The organism is Zwartia vadi, assembly GCF_030410375.1.
GTDB classification, from domain to species: Bacteria; Pseudomonadota; Gammaproteobacteria; order Burkholderiales; family Burkholderiaceae_B; genus Zwartia; species Zwartia vadi.
On sequence record NZ_JAUHHE010000003.1, the window covers coordinates 240,113 to 261,590 of the forward strand.

Below are 21,478 nucleotides of genomic sequence, written 5' to 3' on the forward strand. Positions count from 1 at the left end.
AAATTAGCCAGTGTAAGGATCCGCCTGAAACATGTCTTCAATCATCTTCTTGATATTACAAGATCTCATGACTATTATGGGGTAGATAAAAGTAGGCTGTAGCAAAGATTAGTAACTGACTTCATTTCAACTATTAGAAGAGGTTCGTCATGCACACTAAACGCCAAACACTTAAATCCATGCTTGCCATCTGCGCGTTCAGCGCTGTCGGCGGGATCATCGCGATGAGTCCTGGATCCGTACTGGCGAACAAATGGCCGGACAAGCCTGTTCGCATCGTAGTCCCTTTTCCTCCGGGTGGCAGCAATGACATTATTGCAAGACGCCTGGCCGAAAACTTGCGACAAAGTTTGGGACAACCTTTTCTGATTGAAAATAAGCCCGGAGCCGGTAGCGTGATCGGTGCAAACTATGTTGCAAAGTCCGCTCCGGATGGCTACACGATTTTATTTGTGTCCGGCTCACTCGCCACAACAGCGGGTGCGCAAAAGACCCCTTACGATGCCAAGGTCGCGTTTGAACCCATTACAACAGTTGCGGAATCACCTTTTGTCTTGCTCACACGCGAGGGCTTCCCTGCTAAAAATGTCAAGGAACTCATTGCGTATATTAAAGCCAACCCTGGCAAGGTCAATTACGGAACAGCCGGCATTGGCGATAATGCTCAACTGATGACTGAGTTGCTTGCCAAACAATCGGGTGGTCTCAAGATGCAATCTATTGCCTACAAAGGGATTGGTCCGGCACAACTCGATTTAGTTGCAGGACGTATTGACTTTCTCTTTACGACTATTGCTTCGATCAAAGGCACAGCGGCAGATGCATTACCCAAGATCGCATTTAGTGGCGCAACCCGTGACCCTGACTTTCCAAACATTCCAACTGTCAAAGAGCAAACAGGTCTGGACTACGACGTCACGATCTGGTGGGGAGCGTTTGGCCCAGCGGGGATGGATAAAAACGCTCGCGACATACTGAATAAAGAAATCAAAAAGGCAGTATCAACACCAGAGTTCGTGAAGTTTCTCGAAACCCTTGGTGCGCGCCCTGCAACCTCCTCACCAGATGAACTGCGTGCGCTTTTGTCCAGAGATGTCGATCGCTGGACTGCGACAGCCGAAGCAATCGGTATTCGTCAAAAGTAATCAACTTTCAACAAGTACTCTGGAAATTGCCATGTCGATCAACGAACAAAATGAACAAGAGAACTTCTTGAGTCTTGTCGGAGAGTACATTGCCGAAAGCAGCGTCAAAATGCACGGCGTCACCTCAAGAACAGATCCTAAAATTTTGGCGAATGAAGCGATACGGCTGAACCGTGATGTGAGACAAGCTACTGATAACGGGATCAATCCGTTTTTTCAGCCAACCAGTTTCCAGAGTGTCTTGAAAAGAGAGGCCGATGTTCTTCACAGTGGCTGCGTGACTGGCAAGCCACCCAGTCTGAAATTCTCCACGAATCCCTCCAACGATCACCCTTCCCTCATTGAGACTGCAAAAGACTTGCGCGCCGGCAAGGTGACTTGTACCGAGCTCACTCAGACAGCTGTCAAGCGAGCCTTTGAAACTCAGCCAGCCCTGAATGCCTTTCTTGAAATTTGGGCAGATCAAGCACTGGAAATTGCCCGCCTTAGAGACAAAGAACTGCAAGCGGGCCATGATCGTGGATTGCTTCACGGCATACCCTTGGCACATAAAGATTGCTTCAACATTATCGGACACTCGGCAACGATTGGCTCCAAAGCCAGAATGGCTGCGCCGAGCGTGGACAATGCACGCGTTATCGACCTACTCGAGTCAAAAGGGTCGATCAATATTGGCTCGCTTAATCTGAGTGAAATGGTCGCCGGACCAACGGGACAAAATCCTATTTTCGGGGATTGCTGCAATGCCTTGGATCCACAAAGAATATCGGGTGGATCGTCTAGCGGATCAGGTTCAGCTGTTGCCTCGGGTGCGGTATTTGGCTCGATGGGGAGTGACACTGGTGGTTCCATCCGGATCCCGGCCTCTGTGAATGGCTTATACGGACTCAAGCCTACCTATGGAAGAATTTCCCGTGCGGGCTGCTTTCCTCGCGCATATTCAGTAGACTGTCCCGGGCCGTTGGCTCGCTCTGCAGCGGACTGCGCCGTACTGCTCCAGTCCGTTGCCGGACATGATCCTGATGACCCATCGACTTTATCGGTTGAAGTGCCAGACTACTTAGGTCTTCTGGAAGTGGCGGGTCTGAAAAGCCGCGTCGCGATCCTCAGTTTTGGTGAAGGTGAGCGCTACGATCCGCACATTAATCAGGTGTTTGAAAAATTCGTCAACCAAGTACGCAGTCAGTTTGGCGAAGTGGGCCAAGTCAACTTTCCAGAGGTGCGTCGCTGCAATGCACTGAGTGAAGTGATCTCCAAAGTCGAAGCGGCAGCCGTTCACGGACAGTGGATGAGAAAAAATCCTCAGGCGTACTCGCAGGCTGTCTTCACAAGAACTGAAACTGGCTTGCACATACCCGCCGTGCGTTACATGGAGTCACTCATCTTCAGACTGGACATATTAGAGTCCTTTATACGCGAACAATTGCACGATATTGATTTGTTGATTTGTCCAACCATTCCCATTCCGACACCCCTTCGAAGTGAAATAGATCTTGAGCGGCCAGAGGTGACTCTCAATACCGTTGTGTCATTGACGCGACTCACACGCCCTTTCAATTATCTCGGACTGCCCGCTCTGACCATGCCGATCGGTCGCGATCAACATGGCATGCCTGTTGGCGCTCAAGTGATTGGTCGTCCTTTAGCGGAGGCAAGAATTCTCTCCTTCGCGCATCTCATCTCGCAAGAGATGACTGCTAATTAAAGTGAATCTTACTTTTTAAAACATACTACGAAGAGCACAATATGACAGCCAAGCTATGGGATCAGTATTTGGGTGAACAAGACAAAAAAGTTCTTGAACGCGGACGTTTTGCCAGACGCATGGGTTTTGGAAAAAAACCTGCCATCATTGTCGTTGACGCGCAAAAATACATGGTGGGTGTTCCTGGCCAAGAGGCTGATTGGCCCTCGAGCGGAGGGAAACAAGGCGAAGAAGCCATGGCTCACATCATCTCCTTGGTTGCCCACGGGCAGAAACATAACATCCCAGTGTTTTTTACGCGCTTTGAAATTGCCCCTTCCGGGGTCGACATGGGTGTCTATCAGCGCAAGCGAGATCTACTCAATTCCCCTCGCTGGTGTTTAGCTGGATCAGTTGGAGCAGAATTAGCGGACGGACTCACTCCGACAAGCAACGATATTGAATTTGTAAAGAAAAAGCCCAGTTGTTTTCACGGCACTCCTTTATTGGGGTATTTGATCGACAGACAAATTGATACCGTGATTGTTGTCGGAGGCTCCACGAGCAATTGCGTGCGCGCCACAGTATTTGACGCCTCCTCTTACAACTATCGTGTGATCATTCCGCAAGAAGCGGTCTTTGATCGATTTCCAATCTCAAATGCCATCAGCTTGTTCGACATGGATAGACAGTTTGCCGATGTCGTCAATATTCAAGAGGTCTATCAATATTTCGAATCTCTCGCGTGATCTCACGCGAAACAACTTTAAGGGGATGCCATGCATCCCCTTTTTTACATCATTAGTTTTTGTAAGTTGGATCTGTGCGATCGAGTTTTCGGATCAACGCTGGCCACTCAAGATCACCAAAACGACGGCGTGTCGAAGCCTGATAGTTTTTCCATGTTTCTTCCAACACTTTCTCAGACACTTTGACCATTGGTGAATTGCATGCCATGGCAGCAAGTTGTGCATAACAGGCAAGTTCAAGACGATGCATCCAGTTAAAGGTTTCGCCGATGGTCACACCCGCGACAAGTGCGCCATGATTACGCAAAATCAGAACGTTATTTGTGCCGAGATCTTTTACGAGTGATGCTTTTTCTGTATCAAGCAAAACGACACCTTCATAGTCATGATAGGCAACTTTCAGAAAACGCATGGCGGTTTGATTTAAAGGCAGTACGCCACATTCCAGAGATGAGACAGCCATGGAAGCCCAACTATGTGTGTGCAATACACATCCGACATCGTGACGGGCTTCGTGAATGGCGCTATGGATCACTGCACCCGCGCGGTTTACACCGTAACCGAGACTACCAAAATCTGGACCGCCCACGACCTTGCCTGAAAAATCCACCTTCAAAAGACTTGAGGCGGTGATTTCTTCATACATCATGCCGTAAGGATTGATCAGATACACACCCTCCTCGCCCGGTATACGCGCAGAGATGTGGTTGGCGATCATGTCCGACAATCCATAGATATCGACAAGTCTGTAACACGCGGCTAGATCGACACGCGCTTGCCATTCGGCGTCTGAGACCTTTCCTTTGAGCGAAGGAATTTCCAAATAACCATCTTTTGCTTTCATCGTGTCTCCTGAGTGTGTTTTATTTTAGGAATATTATGCACTCAAATCGGCGAAGCCGTACCTTTGACCATCGACATGATCGAATTGGCATCAAGCGTGCGTGCCTTCTCCTGTATTTGGGGCAGATACTGCGCCTGGAGGTTCTTCGCAGGCTCGATCAGCTCGGTAAAAGTTTGTTTTAGCAAGTCGGTGCTCATTTGACGACCACTTGCGTAATACCGGATCGCCACCTGACCCAGCGCATAGGTCGTTGCAAAAGACATCACCATGCCGGTTGCTGCGCCACCCATCTTTTTGCCAGTCTTACCCAGCAGGCCGCCGAGCAATCCTCCTACGAGCTTGCGACCGAATTGCTCCAGATACTGGGAAGTCAGTCCAACGCCGACGGTCGCCAAAAACTCGCGTATGTGACCCTGATCAAGCTCGTGCCCATATGCCTTGCCGACTCGATAAACCATTTTGATTTGCAAAGGAATGATCGCCACAGATGCCCACGATTGGGGCAAAAGCTCTAACGCACCATTCACGATGGAATAGTTCAAAATCATTTTATTTTGAGCGATTTCATCAACGGCCACGTTGACTGGTTGAGCAGATGCGACCGGTTGCGCGACTGGATGCGTTTCAGTCACAATGGCAGGCACGAGCGCCCCTGACAACGCAATCTCATCAGCTTGTTTCTCGGCCGCGGCTGTAAGCTTGTCAGACTCCAGGCCTAACAATTGACGCAAGCCCATTAAAAAACGATTTTCGGTGTCGCAGCGCACGCCGTCGCTATCACACACACACACCGCCAGTTCGTAGGCATAGCGTCTTTGACCTTCGTTGGTCAGTGCATCGGCTGCTGCATTCAAACTGATACGGTTAAGTAAAACATCTTGATAGACTCCCATTAATTCAACGGAACTTGAGCCAAGCTGTTCGGCAAACTGCTTGACGTGCTCACGTTCTCTTTCGTCCTTTACACCATCGGCGAAGGCTGCAAACATGGCAATAGAAAGAATGGCGCGTTCAGCGTTCATTAAAAATCCTTTATGAGTTTAAAAATGCGTTGGTTTTAAGACCCTCTGATTACCTATTAGTTCATTCATTTTGTGCCACATTCTGACTGACGCGCGCGGCAATAGTGCTGTAAATTATCGACTATCAAGGTCCTCAGACATCAAGCTGGTCATCACCTTTTAGGATCTCGCATTGAAGGTATTCAAAAAACTCAAAGCATTAGCAGTCGCCTTGAAACAAGACTTGCTGATGCTGTGGTTTGCTGTCAGAAACCCTCACACGCCAATTGCCCCCAAGCTCATCAGTGGTGTTGCTGTCGCCTATGCGTTGAGTCCTATCGATTTGATCCCGGACTTTATTCCTCTACTTGGCTATGTGGACGAGTTGGTTATTTTGCCTATGCTGATTTGGCTCGCTATCCGCTTTATCCCAGTCGCGATCATCCAACAATCTCGGGTGGAAGCAGAAAAATGGCGCGCACAAAGCAGCCAAAAACTCTTTGGCTATCTTGGGGCGCTCCTGATCGTGCTGCTATGGATTTTTGTGGTGACTTGGATTTATCGTTATTTTCAGACGCTTGCCTAATCCTGATAGTCCACCCATCAAGTCCCTTTTTGCCGCAAAAGTAACCATCCCGACAACGCAGCCAACCCGCCAACAATCGCATACGGCAGGCTAAAGTCATCAAAATACGTCACTGCAACCGAAAACAACGAAGGCAATAACAATACCCCTGCGAACATGAGGCCAGACCCCAACCCCGTTGCCTCTGTTCTCTGCGCCCCACCTAGACGCGCCCACTCTGCATAGGCGAGACCCGTAAACCCACTGGCCGTTGCACCTGCAACAGCGCACAGCATAAGCACCGGCGCTGGCGACCAGCTCTCAGTAAACTGCCCGGAGAGTAAGGCCGCAGCCCCCATAATGAAGCCCTGCCACGCCAAAAGAAGCTTGGCCGAAAGCCACTTGTCAGCCAACCAGCCCCAAATCGGTCGGCTCACCACAGCTGCAAGTTGATACACCGCCAACGCCCACCCTGCCTGGACCAAATTAAATCCTGTTTTACTCGTCAGGTGCACAGTCAAAAAAGCGATAAAGCAAAGTTGCAATCCGCTATACACAAAGCTCGCAAGCGCGAGACGCCTGAGCTCAGGTCGATCAAACAAGATCTGCACCGGAGCCAACAAGCCTTTGCTCAATATCTGGCGTGTAGGATCTCGATCGGAGTCCCAATCCCGACGCGCGAGCTCCAACAACAAGATTGCCACGATCACCGGTACGGTCTGCCATAACAGCGCGGTTTGCCAACCGAAACTCAAGGTCATAGGCGCCATGATCAGTCCGGCCATCACGCCCCCGAGCGGTACGCCAATCTGTCGGATCGAGAGTACGAGATTCATCACACGCGGAGGCGTGCGCGGCACCAACAGATGCGCACTAGCCGGTGCAGTGGCACCGTAGGCCAGACCCAACAGCGCTGCGCCAATGACTACCGAGGCGACACTCCCCACCGAACAAGCCAGCAGCATCGCAAGCGTGGCGATAAGCACCAACTGACTCACTCTCACCGCACCAAAGCGTCGAATAAAGCGTGGCGAAAGCAAGGCAGAGATAATGCCCACGCCATAGACGGTGGAGATAAAAAAACCAACAAGCGTGCCGGGTACTTGAAGGTCTTGGGCAATCACCGGCGCCACCACTGGAAACGAATAGGCCGCCATCGTCGCCAAGCTTTGTGTCGCAAGCGTTGCGATCAAAGGAGAGACAGGAAATTTCAAATTTTCACGAGCCTGACTGGCGAGCGGCGTCATGGTGTCCTTTGGGGATCAAAAAAGCACGAATTGATTGAATTGTGTCCGATAAGATCAATCAGAGCAATTCATCGTTCGTGCATCTGCCACTGCCATTGACTCGAGTTTAAAAAGTCCATGGTCCAAGACCATACCCGAAATGGAGTTAATCTCCGCATTCGGTGCGGAGATAATTGCCGCTATTCACCGCATGGTCAAGAACGTAAGCGCTTTAACGTTAAGGTACCGATCACCACCATCGCAACCAAGATCAGCATACCCAGCGCCCAAGTGATCCATATTGCCGGTATCAGCCATGCCATGACCATTCCAACCGTCGGTAATACGCTAGAGAACGAGCCGAGCATGTCCTGCATGGTTTCAAGGATGCTGACCCAAGCAATGGGATCAAACCAGCCGGCCAGCCAGACGGGAATAACAAAGCTGCTTGTCGCAGCCTCGAACGTCATGGTGGGCTCCGTCGACATGCGCTTGGCAGACCAGTGCACAGCTTTTGCTAAAAGTGCAGCCCCACTTGTCCACAACAATGCCAAGAGGGCAACGCCTCCCCAAAGTATCGCTTTCATTTAAGCACTCCATCTGACAGCCGCGAACGGCAAAGGTATTGGAGCGGATCTTGGGGGCAAAATGACTTCGTATCAATCGAACTTTTTATGAATTTATGTTCGAATTTCTCGAACATTTATCACTTCATCAACGATATGATTACTACTCCCGGCTACTACTCGCGGCTGGCCTTTGCGACGTATTCAGACAATATTTTCATCTGTTCAGGCGTCAGAGTCGGGTACGCCGGCATTTGACCAATGCCGTTCTTCAGGGCATTCATCACGCGCGCCGCATCGGGCTGCAACTCGTTCATGGAAGGGCCCACTGCACCGGTGGCTCCTGCAGCCTCAAGAGAATGGCAAATTGCACAAGCCGGCGCAGCACCTTTTAAAAACAAGAGCTTTCCTTCTTCATCATTTGCCAGGGCGATGGGAGCGAAGGCAGTTGCAGAGACTAAAGCCACCGCGCCGATGACCCCGGCAAAATGAGTGAAGATTTTTTTTGACATTTGTTTAAAAACTCTGGTTAAAGCGTTGTTAGGCTTGGTTTAAGCAACGGTAATTTTTACAGTGTGCGCAATCCAGCCACTGTTCAAATAACCTGCAGCATTTTCTGTCGATGTAGCAACCTGCTCTACCCCTGATTTTGTCGTGACACGACATGACACGTCGTACTGTCCGGGTTTCAGTGTCGTACCCAGAACAAACTGCCGCCAAGCATACTTGCCCAGATCGGGTCCAACAAGGCGTGCGGCCTGCCAAGTTTTACCGCCATCAAGGGAAACATCCACCTTGGCCACATCCTCGAGACCACCCATCGCCACGCCAGTAATTTGCACCAACCCAGCTTTGACTGGACCGCTGTCAGGCGATGGCGAAGTCACCCAAGACTTGGCATCCATTGTCCAAACTGCTGGCTGACTGGGATCCCCTTTCTGGCCAACAGGTGACATGCGATAACCAGTTTTTTGAATCGCCGCTTGCGTCTGCTCTTTTGTAAAAGCAAGTCGCTTGATGTACTTGATGTTGTTAACACCACTGTAACCGGGAACAATCAAGCGTAAAGGTCCACCATGCGCCAAAGGCATGGGCTCTCCGTTCAATTCCCAAGCGAGCATGGCGTCTTGCATGGCTGCAATCGGAACAGAGCGCTCAACAATCACTGCATTAGGGTCGATGCCAGCGGGGAGTTTCTCACCACCAGTCCCCGTCATGTAGACCATACCCGAAGAGACGCCTCCCAATGCTTGTATGACATCACGAACCGCCACGCCGGCCCACATGACACAACCCGCTGCACCTGTTTGCCATCTTGTCCCGCTCGGTTTACCGGGAAACAAGGCACGACCATTACCTGAGCATTGCAACACAGTCGCCATTGTTTCGAATCCCATTTGCTTGAGATCGTTAACAGTTAGAGTCTGCGGTTTGCCAACACCTTCGAAATCGATTTTCCAGGCATTCACATCGCCAATGTCCGCCTCAGAAGGCGCAGGCAAATTATTACGAATAAATAAACGATCAGTTGGTGTGATAACGCTCGAACCAATCGCTGCGCGTTTGGTTTCAATCGTCGTCGGCGTATGAACAATCATGCTGTCCGCATGTTTCCAACTGACATAACTGGGTAGTGGCTTCGCTTTGGAAGCGGCAGGTGCAGCGGCTGGAGCAGCTGATTGTTGAGCGGAGGCAGCTGTTGGCTTGAGCCCTGCTGCGGCAATCAGGCCGGCGGTAGCACCCAGCAAATTGCGGCGTGTGATTTTGATTGAATCTGTCATGATGACTCCTCAGTGTGTGCACACAATAGTGCTTGCAGGCGGTGGAACTGGATAACGTTGCCTGGACTCAATACATATGACGTTTAGCGTAGTCTGCAGTTATTTTTTATAAGTTTATAACGGATATAACGCTTAACGTATCAAAACCCTCAACAAATCTAGTTATTAATAAGAATTTTTTAGTTCGTGTGCCGATTTTTCAGCATCAATAACAAAAAATCCAGTCAGCACTACCTAGTCCGCCAGGAACTCAAAGTCATCACGCAATTTTTAAGTTCAGTCACAGTGGCGCAGAGCAGCGAGGGCAAGAGCAACACACTCGCAAATGTGACGATAAGCGCAAACACAGGGAATCGAAAATGTTGCGAGGTTTTATGAGGAATGATGAGGAATGATGACTGAGCCGCAAGCTAATCTCCAGATTGATCTTGCCAGACAAATTCGTGAAAGAAGCTCAACTAGGATGCTGGAAATTGCAACACGCAAAACGTTTATTAAACGCACTATTTTTTGTCACTTTGACTGGTTCGATTTCAATTCAGACAGCTACAGCGCAATCCACTTGTCCGATCGTGGTCTCAACCGATACGGCACTCACCGTCAATGATTATGGTCAAGCAAGTTGCAACATCACGATCAATGATGGTGTATCTGTCTCGACATCAGGTGGAACAGCCGTTGCAATTTTTGGCAATGGGTCTTCATTGTTCAACAACGGGACGATTTCCAGTTTCGGAGCACCTTGGAGCATTTACTCGAGCCCTCCCTCTTCCGGTACGTCATCCATCAACAATACGGGCATAGTTAGCGCTGATTCTGGCGCCGCCATCAGAAATAATCGAGGACAGTTATCTCTAATCAATAGCGGAACAATCACGAGTTCCGGCATGTACAGCTTCTACAATCTGGCCACCGTATCGAGCTTCATCAATAGCGGCAACATTTCCAACACGAACGCGGCTGCGAATGCTGCAATTGAAAATGCGGTCATTTCCACATTTGTCTCACTGGAAAACACATCCTCAGGAACAATTTCTGGCAGTAATGGCATTTGGAACCGCGGCTTAATTACCACTCTAAACAATAGCGGATCAATATCAGGCACCAGATCGGGTAATGCGGGAGGAATCTACAACGGTAGTAATGGCAGAATCACTAGCTTAATAAACAGCGGCTCGATATCCAATCCAAACGGCTATGGTATCTACAACAACAGTAATGGAATTGTTGGTATCGAAACATTAACTAATACCGGCACTATCTCGGGAGGCTTGTATGGCATCAACAACACAGATGTTGGCGGTATCAACACACTAAATAATCAACAAGGCGCATCAAGTAGTCCATTGAGCTTAACTGGAAAATTACCGCTCAACTACAACATCATCATCGCAAGCACTACGGACTATGGACAGCTCACAGTAGGTTCAGTCAATGGTGTCACGAACTTCGGTATTTCGACATTGTCGACAACAAGCACGTCGATCATCAACACGAATTTCATATCTGTATTGACAGGTATTACCCCGGAGCAACTAGGACACCCTGGAGTGACGAGTTTTAGTAGCACATCAAATGGATACTCGTACACCTTAAGCCTTAGCAATATTCCATCTAACACCTGGGGCTTGATTATTACTGCCTGCACCCCCTGTAGCACGTCTATCAATAGTGGCATGAGTGTACCTTTGAGTGCAATCGGCGTATCAGCAACACCCGTGCTCAACGGTGGAACTCTTGTTTTAAATAACAATGACAACTCAAGCCAAGCATTTACTGTTTTGACAGCCAGCAGCATTTTGGCGCCTACAGAGGGAGTTGCAACTTTATCAGGCGTTTTTTCTGGCTCTGCGGGCTTGACTATTAGTGGTAGTGGCACAGTAGTGTTTAGTGGAATCAATACCTACTCGGGTGGGACCACTGTCGCATCGGGTACGCTGCAAGGCAACACCTCAAGCCTGCAAGGCAACATTACCAACAACGGTACGGTGATCTTTGATCAAGCGACAGATGGCACTTACTCAGGTGTCATGTCTGGCACAGGTGCATTAGTTAAACAAAATATCGGCATCCTAACCCTCTCGGGATCCAATACCTACTCAGGTGGGACTACTGTGAACTCTGGTATTTTGTCTATATCCGGCGAATCCCCAACAGGTACTGGAGACGTTTATATAGCAACAGGTGCAACGCTGATGGGGCGAGGATTGATACTCGGTCGATTGTATGTGGCGGGTACTCTGAAACCCGGTAACTCACCTGGCTATCTGTCAGCATCATCTACATTTACGATGAATGCTGGCTCAACCTATTTGCAAGATATTGCAGGCACAACACAAGCAAACAGCAATTCTCCAATCGGTGCCTCTGGCTATTACTCCTTTCTAAATGTGACCAATGGCCAGTTTGTGATCCAGGATGACGTAACACTGACTCCGCGCTTGGCTAACCTTTTTAGCGTCGATCAGCCCGGCTACGGTAGCGCAACGTATGTGCCAAGACTAGGAGATCGTTTTCGAATTGTGACTGCAGCGGAAGGAATTACAGGAAGATTCACCAAGCTCACACAACCCGAGGAACTTTCAAACGGGACTCAGCTCTTGCCGTTTTACAACATGGCTGGCAGCAACAGTATTGATCTGACAGTCACTCCCACATCCTACGTAGAAACAATCGATAGAGTATCTGGTAATGCTAATGCTCAGTCCGTAGGCAGCGTACTTACCAAAATTGGGCAGTCAATTCTCAACGGCACCTCGACTTCGACTCAAGATCAATTACTGTACTCAATAAGCGGCCAAACTACTGCGGAAGCTATAGCGAGCTTTACCCAGTCTCTAGCTGGCGAAGTATATGCGGCGACCGTCGGAGTCATTGCGCAAACAACCCAACGGCTCCAGCAAGCCGTTCTCAGCCGACTCGGCGACACAGCTGGGCTTAACATGTCAACACCCATTTCAGGTTCAATGGTTAGCCTAATAAATAACGCAGGGGGAGTCCCCAGCGCCGCTATCAGCTCTAATCCAGCCGTCAATCCTGAAACTGATGCGAAGTCTTTTTCAAACGGTAATGTCTGGGGTGATCTTGCATACCAACGGGGTAACCGCGCGAGCGACAATCAGTCGGGTGGCTGGAACAGTAATCTGTATCAACTTACCTTTGGCTCCGATTTTTATTATTCAGATAGCATCATGTTAGGCGCAGGCTTCGCACTTTCAAATACGACACTCACTCCTGTTTATGGCACAGCCACGATTCAGCAAGCCGCAGTATTTGCCTACGGCAAGATACCAGTCGATGACTTTGTGTTTGATGCGATGGCAAGCATAGGACTGAGCTCAAGCGACATCTCGCGTGGTGACCTCACGGGTTTGAGTACAGGCTATAGAAATAAATCAGTCTCAGGTAATGATGCTCTAATTAGTCTGGGTCTGAGTCGTCCATTCGACATGAACACCGTGCGTATCACCCCCTTTGCACGCTTGACATGGCAGATGGTCACACAGTCAGCTATCAACGAAGGCAGCACCGCCTCAGCACTATCCATCGATCGCTTTACCGGTAACGGTGTGCGCGGGATGATCGGTGTGGCTGCTGGCTCCAAGGCCAGCAATCCGATGACCGAGAAACACACCTATCGTTCTTATATTGGGGTAGGCGTTGATTCTAACGGACTCTTGAACCCTACACTCAATGCTTCTATCGCTGGGCTTGCCACTAATATTTCTACGCCTCACGCAGGCAAGACCTTTCTTCAAGCTGGCTTGTTCGGAACTACCAAGTTGTCTGACAATACATTTGGCTATCTTGGAATCAATGCCGAATTACGCGATGGTCAGACCTTAGGGTCACTCAATTTAGGACTGAGGGTACAGTTTTAATCAAGATTGAGTACTTATTTAATGGTCATGTGAACCAAGGGGGGCTACTTCAGCTGCCACCTTGTGCAAATCCAACGATCGGCTTGATTGGCTGAACCTGGTAATGAACAAGCCGATGTTGATTCACTCAATTATTTGGAATTTGTCCTCTCCGAAATGATCAAGTCTGCCGATTGATTATTCATTCGAATGATGAGTTTGATCGGGAAAACTCGATTAGCAGATGAGGCCGACTCTATAGTCTTAGAGTTTTGATCAAAAGTTAACCAAGCCGGTAAAGGATCGCCATTTTCGGAAGTGATTCGAATTGGCTGCGATCCTACTGGGGTATCGCTAATTTTTTCAGGTAATTTGAACGAAAACTCTTTACCCGTCGCGATGATGGTATTTGGAACAAGCACTGTAACCAGCCCTCTTTCTTGCGCTCTTGATTCTCTGACAAGAGAAACAGAAATATCCTCATAAGTCACTATACGCTGACCTACAGGAGTAGCTGATGTAGTGTCTTGCGGTGTTACTGCGCCCGGTGGAGTCACTCCACTTGGAGGCGTGACTCCACTTGGAGGCGTGATTCCGCTCGGAGGCGTGACCCCACTAGGAGGCGTCACTCCACTTGGTGGTGTCACTCCGCTTGGAGGCGTGACCCCACTAGGAGGCGTGACTCCGCTCGGTGGTGTCACTGAACTTGGAGGGGTGACTCCGCTCGGAGGCGTGACTCCGCTCGGTGGTGTCACTCCGCTTGGAGGCGTGACTCCGCTCGGAGGTGTGACCCCACTTGGAGGCGTGATTCCACCTGGAGGTGTCACTACACCTGGAGGTGTGACTCCACTTGGAGGCGTGATTCCGCTCGGAGGCGTGACCCCACTAGGAGGCGTCACTCCACTTGGAGGTGTGATTCCACTTGGAGGTGTAACTCCGCTCGGAGGTGTGACCCCATTTGGAGGCGTGACTCCGCTCGGTGGTGTCACTGAACTTGGAGGGGTGATTCCACTCGGAGGCGTCACTCCACTCGGAGGTGTGATTCCACTTGGTGGTGTCACTCCGCTTGGAGGCGTGATTCCGCTCGGAGGCGTGACCCCACTAGGAGACGTCACTCCACTTGGAGGTGCGACTCCACCTGGAGGTGTGATTCCACTCGGAGGCGTGACTCCGCTCGGAGGTGTGATTGCACTCGGAGGTGTCACTGAACTTGGAGGTGTGATTGCACTCGGTGGTGTCACTGAGCTCGGAGGCGTCACTGAACTCGGAGGCGTGATTGCGCTCGGAGGTGTCACTGCGCTTGGAGGCGTGACTGCGCTCGGAGGCGTCACTCCACTCGGAGGTGTGACGGCACTTGGTGGTGTCACTGAACTTGGAGGCGTGACTGCGCTCGGTGGAGTTACTCCGCTCGGCGGTGTCACTGAGCTCGGAGGCGTGACTGAGCTCGGTGGAGTCACTCCGCCAGGAGGTGTGACTGAGCTTGGAGGCACTGATGGAGGCATGATTGGAGAGGCATCAGGACCTTTCGCCCCACCCTGACCAATCCCTTGGCCTGCCCCTTGCCCAGGCCCTGCACCATCACCAGGACCTCCAGCCCCTTGACCTGTTCCCGGTTGGGTGTTTGCCCCACCAGTTGCGTTTGCACCTGACCCAGAAAGAGGCTTAGAAGTAGAGTCAGTTTTTGCTCCCCCTTTGCCTATTCCCTGACCAGCACCTTGTCCCGGACCCGCACCATCGCCGGGGCCTCCAGCTCCTTGACCCGTTCCAGCTGTCGTATTTGCTGCACCGCCTACATTAGCTCCCGAACCCTTAGCTGATGTGTTGGCGCTGGTATCCAAAAACTGGCCCACATCTGAACTTGCATTAGCATCTGAAGCAGTATCAGCTGCTTCAGAAGAGCCTGATACTGCTGGCATCACCAACGTTGAAGGCGAAGGAATCATCGCCGTTAACACTGATGAAGGTGCAGGTGAAGAAATACCAAAAACAGGCTGGGCAATCGCTAAAGAACCCGCAACATATCCAATCACATAATTTGGGTTCGTTAATCCAGACGCTATTAAAGTGTATGTACCAGGATTGATTGCCCCCTGACTTGTGCCGTTGTAACTAAGCGTTCCAGACAACACACTCGTCGTCTCACCATTTACAAAACCGGTCACAACAACGCCATTACCACCAAAGAATGGTTGCCCAGTAAAAGGCTGTGCCAGATCATTGGTCATCGCTGTCAAATTAGCAGGAGTGATCGATCCAATATTTCCTGATGCAGCACCTCCTGACAATCTATAACCATACGCGGGCTTGCTGCCAGTGGCTGCACTTGTGGATGCTGATAAAACAGATGTTCCGTCAGCCGTGACAAAAATCCCGCTGCCTGCATCTGCCGTTGCATAGGTTCCAGTGGCAGGATTTCTCACTTGAGTGATCACGTCGCCATTGACTCCACCGCGAGTGATGCTGTAATTTGCCGCTGTCAAAGATGCGCTTCTATTGCCGTCATACACTTTCGCCGACGTACCGACCAAACCGACACTAACAGTCGGAGCCAGGCTGTAGAGGAGTCCACTACCTCTTCCAAGCACAGTGGTCGTGCCATACGTAGCGTTGTATTGAACAAAATCAAATGCAAGATTTCCAGTCACATCTGCTGTAGGTCCAGCAAACGGACTCGCGTTCGTGCTCCAGACCTGCCATGAATTGGAAACGCCCGAAACTTTTAAAGCAGAAGCGTTACTGTCATTCATAAATTGACTGGTGGTAACGACAATATTTCCATTCGTTGCACTTAAAGACTTACCAGATGCGATGTTCGTCACACCGGCACTGCGCACCAAAATATCACCTAAAGATGAAGTCAAGTTGGCATTAAAGTTAACGCTACCACCATAAATATTGATGGGACCTGCAACCAAAATATTATTTGAAAAAGTTAAGGCAGAATTATTAGACGGTTTGCCAATCGTCAAACCACCTAAAGACGCAGAGGTCAATAGTGAAGGTACGGTATAGGCGGCGCTAAAACTAGACGAAGCAGGCTGAATGGTCAGTGAACCGTTAATACCTCTAAAGCCGCTTGTATTAAAAACCGGTGCATCATTTTCAAAAACTAAACTGCCTGCATTGATGTAAGTCAGACCTGAATAGGAACTATTTTGCGTCAGCGTCAAAGCGCCAGCACCCTGCTTCGTGAGGGAGCCTGCACCCAGGGAGAGTCGACCTGACACCAAGCTCGAACGACCCGCTGCATTCAGCACTAAATCAAGACCATTACCTATTGCGGTGATGTCAGCAGAAATATAAATTTCATTCGCTGCATTAAATGTCAGAGAGGCTGCGCTCCCAGTAGTTTTGGTAATTGGACTGGAAACGGTAATATTTCCAGCGCTTAAAATATTTCCGTTTGATCCCAATGCAGTGTTGTTCACTGAAGTTTCAATGACGACGTCTGTACCAGCATTCAATGTATTCATAATGGTCGAGGCTTGAGCCTGACCAATCACATAATCGTAAGGATCGATCAGCCACATACCACCTCGACCCGCAGGCGCCTCGGCACTAATTTTTGCTCCGACAATATCGACCTGCGCGCCAGACGTCTCAATCTTGCCACCACCGCCACCAAGCGGTCCACCCTTTGCTTCGATATCGCCTTTGACGACAGTTGCAGATTTGAGATTTTTGGTATCAGACCAAACAACGACGGTACCGCCACTTCCCTGCTTAGTTGCATTGGCATGAATCACAGCGCCAGACTCAACAGTCGTAGTTGTTGCTTGCAGTAGCGATGGATCTTTACCCTGCCAGCCACCGCCAACAAATACTTCCCCACCACCTGTTGCACCCGAAGCATTCGCTTTGGTTCCTTGGCGAACTTGAATTTGCTGACCAGTTACATCGATACGACCACCGCGTCCTTGTTGACTCGATGTATCCAGCACGCCTGAAACAACTGTTGTGCCTGTCGGACCAGCATCAAGAATAATTCGTCCACCTTTGTCGCTTAATCCCTGTGCTTCAATCACTCCAGTATTGACGACCCGACTCGCAAGCTGATTGATCGCACGTGCTGACATGATGACAAGACCGCCGGGAGCGTGAACCGCCTGCTGGTTTTGAACCAAAGCAGCCATATCACCTGCTGTGACTGTCACACTTTCAAGCTTGTTAAGCGGACCAAAATTCAGTGTGATGGAGTCACCGCCTGCCATCGCAACAGTACCTTGACGAGCAAGAATAAATCCCTTGTTGCGAACGTCGGGAGCGAGTAAAGCAACATACCCTCCCAGGTCAGTTTCAATTTTTCCTTCATTGACCACGCTACCCTTGGCACCACGACCATTCAAGGTCGTCTTGCCTTGCATGAAGTCTTCTTCGGACATCTGGTGCGTGGTGGCCACAATGCCGCCCACATTGACGTTTGCACTCGGGGCAAAGTAAACCCCGGCCGGATTCATCAAATAAACCTGGCCATTTGCTTTGATCTGACCATAAATTTGACTAGGCGCCATACTGTCAACTCGATTCAGCGTCGCCGACTTGGTATCTGGCTGAACGAAATTAACTGTTGCATCCTTGCCAACGTCAAAACTGTTCCATCTAATTGACGCACGATTTGAGGATTGATTGACTGTGGTGACGTTACCTGACTGTGAAATATTTGCCTGACCAGCGGTGACTGTTCCACCTGTGGGCTGTTGTGTGCGTGCGGGGACTTGAGCAAATGCGGGAAACCAAAAAACACTGATCAGCACACAAACCAGCGGTTTGAGTTTGAATCGATCAGAATTTTCGTTCAACGTGCAGGCGACTAAATAGTTTTGATCAGACATAATTTCAGAATGAAATAGAAGCGTTCAACCAAAATCGGTTGGGACTCAAACCACCATTACTGGATAGATATGTCTGAGCAGCATCTGAAAGCGGGCCCGTGCGATGCGCCCAGGTTGCACGTACCAAAATGTTTTTGGGAGCATTCCAAGTCAAGCTCAGACCAAGTCCTTGCAGCACATACATATTTGCACCTGTGTTGCCCGGGTAATTTGAAAACTTGAGCGTTTGGACATTGGCCAAATCATAAAAAGCAGTTGCAATAAATTGATACGGCAATCTCATGCGCAGCTCAGCAGTCAATAAATTTCCTTGCGTTGCAGCACCTTGCCCCGTGGCATATGCGCGCACAGCATATGGCCCCCCCATATACATTTGCTCCGAGGAATCCATATTTTTATTTGCGAATTGACCGGACAATGAGACATACCCAGATATGTCTTTCGAGATATTTTGTAATCTGTTGAACGAGTATCTGATCTTGGTAAATTGACCACCCGTATTGATGGTCTCCTCGTTAAAGGACTGAAGCGGCGATCCATTTAAAATAATGTCACCCACTGAAAAAATCAGCGAACCATTATTCGTCCCGCCTCCACCTAGGCCGTCCATCAAATTACCGGATAGTCCTGCACTCAATACAGAAGTTTTATATCGGTTAGTGATGTTACCGTCGCTTCGGTTTTCAAAATTACTGTAGTTATAAAAACCAAGCGCATATAAATTAGCGGGTCGACTACGAAGAATTGGATAGGCGGCCTCAAGACCTCCGGATTGAGATTGCCCCCCCAAGCGCAACGTATCCCAATCGCGATTAATCACACGATAATTTAATGCGCTTGCGTTCACTCCCAGACGTAATCCATCTTGACCGACGGGAACGGTATAGGAAACACGTCCAAATGCAACGCCTTGGGCATACAACCCATATACGATTGCTTGATCACCAAATCCAAGAGGACTGTTGATATAGGCGCTTCCAACCGCACGCCAAGCACCCGTTGCAGGATCGCCAAAATTATCGACATCGAGAAAACCATCCACACGCGGCTTATCGGTGACCACGACATTTAAATCTGTTTCGCCTTCTTTTGTGCCGCTTTGAAGGGAACTGACCGCATTGACATCGGGCAAATCATTGAGTGTCAGCATCGTGCGATCGAGTTGCCCAAGGGACAGATTTGATTGACGCGGCATACCGCTCCCAATCCATGACTCTATTCGTTCTGTACTGACTCTTTTTGACTGATTGTCGATTCGGATTTCACCCACGACGGCTTCGACCACTTGAATCGTCAGCACACCATCTGTCACGTCCTGAGCCGGGACAACTGCACGTGCGAGCCAGCCTTTCTGCCTGTAATGCTCGCCAATGAGTTCAGTGATCCCTTTGATGTCAGCAAAAGAAAGGAGAGTGTTTTTGTACGGTGCGACAAGCGCTTGCAAATCCTGATCAGATAATTTTTGATTACCGACGAACTTAAATTGTTTGATTAATACTTTTTGTTGTCCTGGTGAGGTTGGTGCCAATCTTCCAGGCGCAACGCTTGGCTGCGCAGGAGGGATAGGAATCAGAGGCTGTTCGCTCTGCAGTTGCTGCATCAGCGAACCCGCGGATGGTTGTGCAAATGATGGAGCATTGATCACGCACATCAAAACCAAAGATGCAACTAAAGACTTTCGCAAGGTCGCTTTGTTTTGAAGCATGCTTTTTGTAACGCTCTTTTAAATAACTAAGATTTAGATATCAAAAACTTCCTTTAGATTGTATTCATTTTGAGATTAATTTTTTTCTACCAGAGCGTACGCTAATCAATGTATGTCATTGATTTGTATGATTTTTATTTTATTGCTGACGATGGCGAACACCGCCAAGGCATCTCGACAAATTGAACAATCTATTAGTTAAACCTTTCGTCCGTATTGATCCTCGAAACGCGCTGTATTGGTCAAATTGAAACCATTTGTAAAACAGCCTAGTTGGTATGGGCGGTTTCAAGTTTGCTCAGCAGACATCCTAAGAGAATGACCGATAGGTCTTTTAACTATCTTGCCAAATTGGTCTATCAGACCACTTGTCCTGAAAACCCATTCTTCTGATGTCAACGCAAGGAAATTTATTAAAAAGAGCTTTTAAATTATTTTTCCAATCGGACGGTGGCACAACTGTTTTTAAGAGCACCTGGATCATCACTGCTTGAGCATAAAAACGATCCTGACAAGATAAATCAATGGCAACCTTTCTAGCAACCATCGGTCTGATCGTATATTTTCTATTCCATAGGCGCTGATGATGAGCAGCTAGGTTACGCAAATAACTTAAGGCATGCAGCCAAGACGCAAAGATTGAGGCGTCGAGTCCATATACGTTCGCAATTGGCTTCTGATACTCTCTTGTTATATTTTTAAAAATTTTTGCTAGTGATCCTAGCGACAAAATCTCAAAGATCATCCAAGATGGCGGCAGTTCTGGATCTGAATATTTGCCGTAATAATGCTGAATAAATGTTTGCCTGAATGATTTTCGAGAATAATCGTGACAAATTTCATTTTTCAAATGTTTTAAAAAACTTTCATGTTCGAAAGAAGCGACGAAGTTCTCGCTCGACAAATACCAATGCGCCCCCAATCGTTCAGTCATCACTCGACTGACAGTCGCTCTGACAGCGATTTCCAAGTACTCCAGAGCGTCAATAACTAAAAAACGTAGATCTCGATCAAATGTATATAAATCAATAACATCTTCAAAGAGAACGTTAGGTAAAATTGTGTGTGCACCATCTTCATTGTAATTACTCTGAAATGGAAGCGCATAGCCTGCCAGCCTAAAATAACCAACGAACATCAAATGTTGTTTTGCAAAGATTTCATCATTGATGATTAACCCACGACTGCGCATAATCACAATTTGCTCGTGGACGGTTGTGGATGGTTTTTGATATTTCATGACAAATAAAAAACCCCCCGGGGTGAGCATTGTTAAGAGGCTTGGGGGGTGTTCTTATTATGAGTGTACACAATTTTCTTGCGCATCAGCGTTGAATAAACTGAAGATTTACAAATGAAAACAAAAAAGCACCCGAATGAACTGCACCCCAAAAGTTGGACACCCATCCAACTCTTGGGGTGTTTTTCATGGCGAAGTACGAAAAGGAATTTAAAAGATCAGTAGTTCATGATTACTTAGCAGGTGGCGGAGGCTACAAAAGGCTTGCTTCCAAGTACGG

General features: G+C 48.9%; 14 protein-coding genes. 5 read left to right on the forward strand and 9 right to left on the reverse strand.

Going from position 1 to position 21,478, the window contains the following annotated elements; translation table 11 throughout:
* The first annotated feature begins 149 nt into the window (after positions 1-149).
* The 3 genes from QWY27_RS04155 to QWY27_RS04165 are packed head-to-tail and all read left to right on the forward strand — an operon-like array spanning position 150 to position 3,578.
* Positions 150-1,145 carry a Bug family tripartite tricarboxylate transporter substrate binding protein gene (locus QWY27_RS04155; RefSeq protein ID WP_290195009.1) on the forward strand — a complete coding sequence of 332 codons (996 nt, stop codon included), beginning with the start codon at positions 150-152 and terminating at the stop codon, positions 1,143-1,145.
* 31 nt (positions 1,146-1,176) lie between these two features.
* Entirely contained in the window at positions 1,177-2,850 is a 1,674-nt protein-coding gene (locus tag QWY27_RS04160; RefSeq protein ID WP_290195011.1) for an amidase, read from the forward strand.
* 41 nt (positions 2,851-2,891) lie between these two features.
* On the forward strand, positions 2,892-3,578 hold the full coding sequence (locus QWY27_RS04165) for a cysteine hydrolase family protein (protein WP_290195013.1): 687 nt from the start codon (positions 2,892-2,894) through the stop codon (positions 3,576-3,578).
* A gap of 52 nt (positions 3,579-3,630) precedes the next feature.
* Here the strand turns inward: QWY27_RS04165 and QWY27_RS04170 are convergent, their stop codons facing one another.
* The gene (locus QWY27_RS04170) at positions 3,631-4,422 is read right to left on the reverse strand and encodes a class II aldolase/adducin family protein (RefSeq protein WP_290195015.1); all 792 of its coding nucleotides are present in this window, start codon (positions 4,420-4,422) and stop codon (positions 3,631-3,633) included.
* A 41-nt stretch (positions 4,423-4,463) separates the two neighbouring features.
* On the reverse strand, positions 4,464-5,444 hold the full coding sequence (locus QWY27_RS04175) for a DUF533 domain-containing protein (protein WP_290195017.1): 981 nt from the start codon (positions 5,442-5,444) through the stop codon (positions 4,464-4,466).
* A gap of 172 nt (positions 5,445-5,616) precedes the next feature.
* Between QWY27_RS04175 and QWY27_RS04180 the strand changes: the two genes are divergently transcribed.
* The gene (locus QWY27_RS04180; RefSeq protein WP_290195019.1) at positions 5,617-6,009 is read left to right on the forward strand and encodes a YkvA family protein; all 393 of its coding nucleotides are present in this window, start codon (positions 5,617-5,619) and stop codon (positions 6,007-6,009) included.
* Between the two features lie 17 nt (positions 6,010-6,026).
* On the opposite strand, the gene QWY27_RS04185 is transcribed toward QWY27_RS04180, so the two are convergent.
* The 4 genes from QWY27_RS04185 to sorT form a co-directional block, all read right to left on the reverse strand.
* Entirely contained in the window at positions 6,027-7,235 is a 1,209-nt protein-coding gene (locus tag QWY27_RS04185; protein WP_290195021.1) for an MFS transporter, read from the reverse strand.
* Positions 7,236-7,429: 194 nt separating this feature from the next.
* Positions 7,430-7,801 (reverse strand): hypothetical protein, encoded by a 372-nt coding sequence (locus QWY27_RS04190; RefSeq protein ID WP_290195023.1) that lies wholly within the window; start codon positions 7,799-7,801, stop codon positions 7,430-7,432.
* A gap of 155 nt (positions 7,802-7,956) precedes the next feature.
* Positions 7,957-8,292, reverse strand: coding sequence for a SorU family sulfite dehydrogenase c-type cytochrome subunit (sorU, locus tag QWY27_RS04195; RefSeq protein WP_290195025.1), 336 nt, complete (start codon positions 8,290-8,292; stop codon positions 7,957-7,959).
* 39 nt (positions 8,293-8,331) lie between these two features.
* Positions 8,332-9,561: a SorT family sulfite dehydrogenase catalytic subunit gene (gene sorT / locus QWY27_RS04200; RefSeq protein ID WP_290195027.1), complete on the reverse strand. Its 1,230-nt coding sequence runs from the start codon at positions 9,559-9,561 to the stop codon at positions 8,332-8,334.
* A 473-nt stretch (positions 9,562-10,034) separates the two neighbouring features.
* Here sorT and QWY27_RS04205 point away from each other — a divergent pair, with 473 nt between their 5' ends.
* Positions 10,035-13,442: an autotransporter outer membrane beta-barrel domain-containing protein gene (locus tag QWY27_RS04205; RefSeq protein WP_290195029.1), complete on the forward strand. Its 3,408-nt coding sequence runs from the start codon at positions 10,035-10,037 to the stop codon at positions 13,440-13,442.
* Positions 13,443-13,573: 131 nt separating this feature from the next.
* On the opposite strand, the gene QWY27_RS04210 is transcribed toward QWY27_RS04205, so the two are convergent.
* The 3 genes from QWY27_RS04210 to QWY27_RS04220 all read right to left on the reverse strand — a co-directional run bounded on the left by QWY27_RS04210 (position 13,574) and on the right by QWY27_RS04220 (position 21,198).
* Positions 13,574-18,253 carry a two-partner secretion domain-containing protein gene (locus QWY27_RS04210; protein ID WP_290195031.1) on the reverse strand — a complete coding sequence of 1,560 codons (4,680 nt, stop codon included), beginning with the start codon at positions 18,251-18,253 and terminating at the stop codon, positions 13,574-13,576.
* 4 nt (positions 18,254-18,257) lie between these two features.
* A complete protein-coding gene (locus QWY27_RS04215; protein ID WP_290195033.1) occupies positions 18,258-19,958 on the reverse strand; it encodes a ShlB/FhaC/HecB family hemolysin secretion/activation protein in 1,701 nt (566 codons plus the stop codon).
* Positions 19,959-20,292: 334 nt separating this feature from the next.
* Complete coding sequence (locus tag QWY27_RS04220; RefSeq protein WP_290195035.1) at positions 20,293-21,198, reverse strand: Abi family protein; 906 nt, start codon at positions 21,196-21,198, stop codon at positions 20,293-20,295.
* Positions 21,199-21,478: the final 280 nt, after the last annotated feature.

Coding starts and splice junctions, on each gene's coding strand:
- QWY27_RS04175 (WP_290195017.1), bottom strand. CDS start 5,444: ATGAACGCTGAACGCGCCATTCTTTCTATTGCCATGTTTGCAGCCTTC.
- QWY27_RS04220 (WP_290195035.1), bottom strand. CDS start 21,198: ATGAAATATCAAAAACCATCCACAACCGTCCACGAGCAAATTGTGATT.
- sorU (WP_290195025.1), bottom strand. CDS start 8,292: ATGTCAAAAAAAATCTTCACTCATTTTGCCGGGGTCATCGGCGCGGTG.
- QWY27_RS04190 (WP_290195023.1), bottom strand. CDS start 7,801: ATGAAAGCGATACTTTGGGGAGGCGTTGCCCTCTTGGCATTGTTGTGG.
- QWY27_RS04155 (WP_290195009.1), top strand. CDS start 150: ATGCACACTAAACGCCAAACACTTAAATCCATGCTTGCCATCTGCGCG.
- QWY27_RS04165 (WP_290195013.1), top strand. CDS start 2,892: ATGACAGCCAAGCTATGGGATCAGTATTTGGGTGAACAAGACAAAAAA.
- QWY27_RS04210 (WP_290195031.1), bottom strand. CDS start 18,253: ATGTCTGATCAAAACTATTTAGTCGCCTGCACGTTGAACGAAAATTCT.
- QWY27_RS04160 (WP_290195011.1), top strand. CDS start 1,177: ATGTCGATCAACGAACAAAATGAACAAGAGAACTTCTTGAGTCTTGTC.
- sorT (WP_290195027.1), bottom strand. CDS start 9,561: ATGACAGATTCAATCAAAATCACACGCCGCAATTTGCTGGGTGCTACC.
- QWY27_RS04185 (WP_290195021.1), bottom strand. CDS start 7,235: ATGACGCCGCTCGCCAGTCAGGCTCGTGAAAATTTGAAATTTCCTGTC.
- QWY27_RS04215 (WP_290195033.1), bottom strand. CDS start 19,958: ATGCTTCAAAACAAAGCGACCTTGCGAAAGTCTTTAGTTGCATCTTTG.
- QWY27_RS04170 (WP_290195015.1), bottom strand. CDS start 4,422: ATGAAAGCAAAAGATGGTTATTTGGAAATTCCTTCGCTCAAAGGAAAG.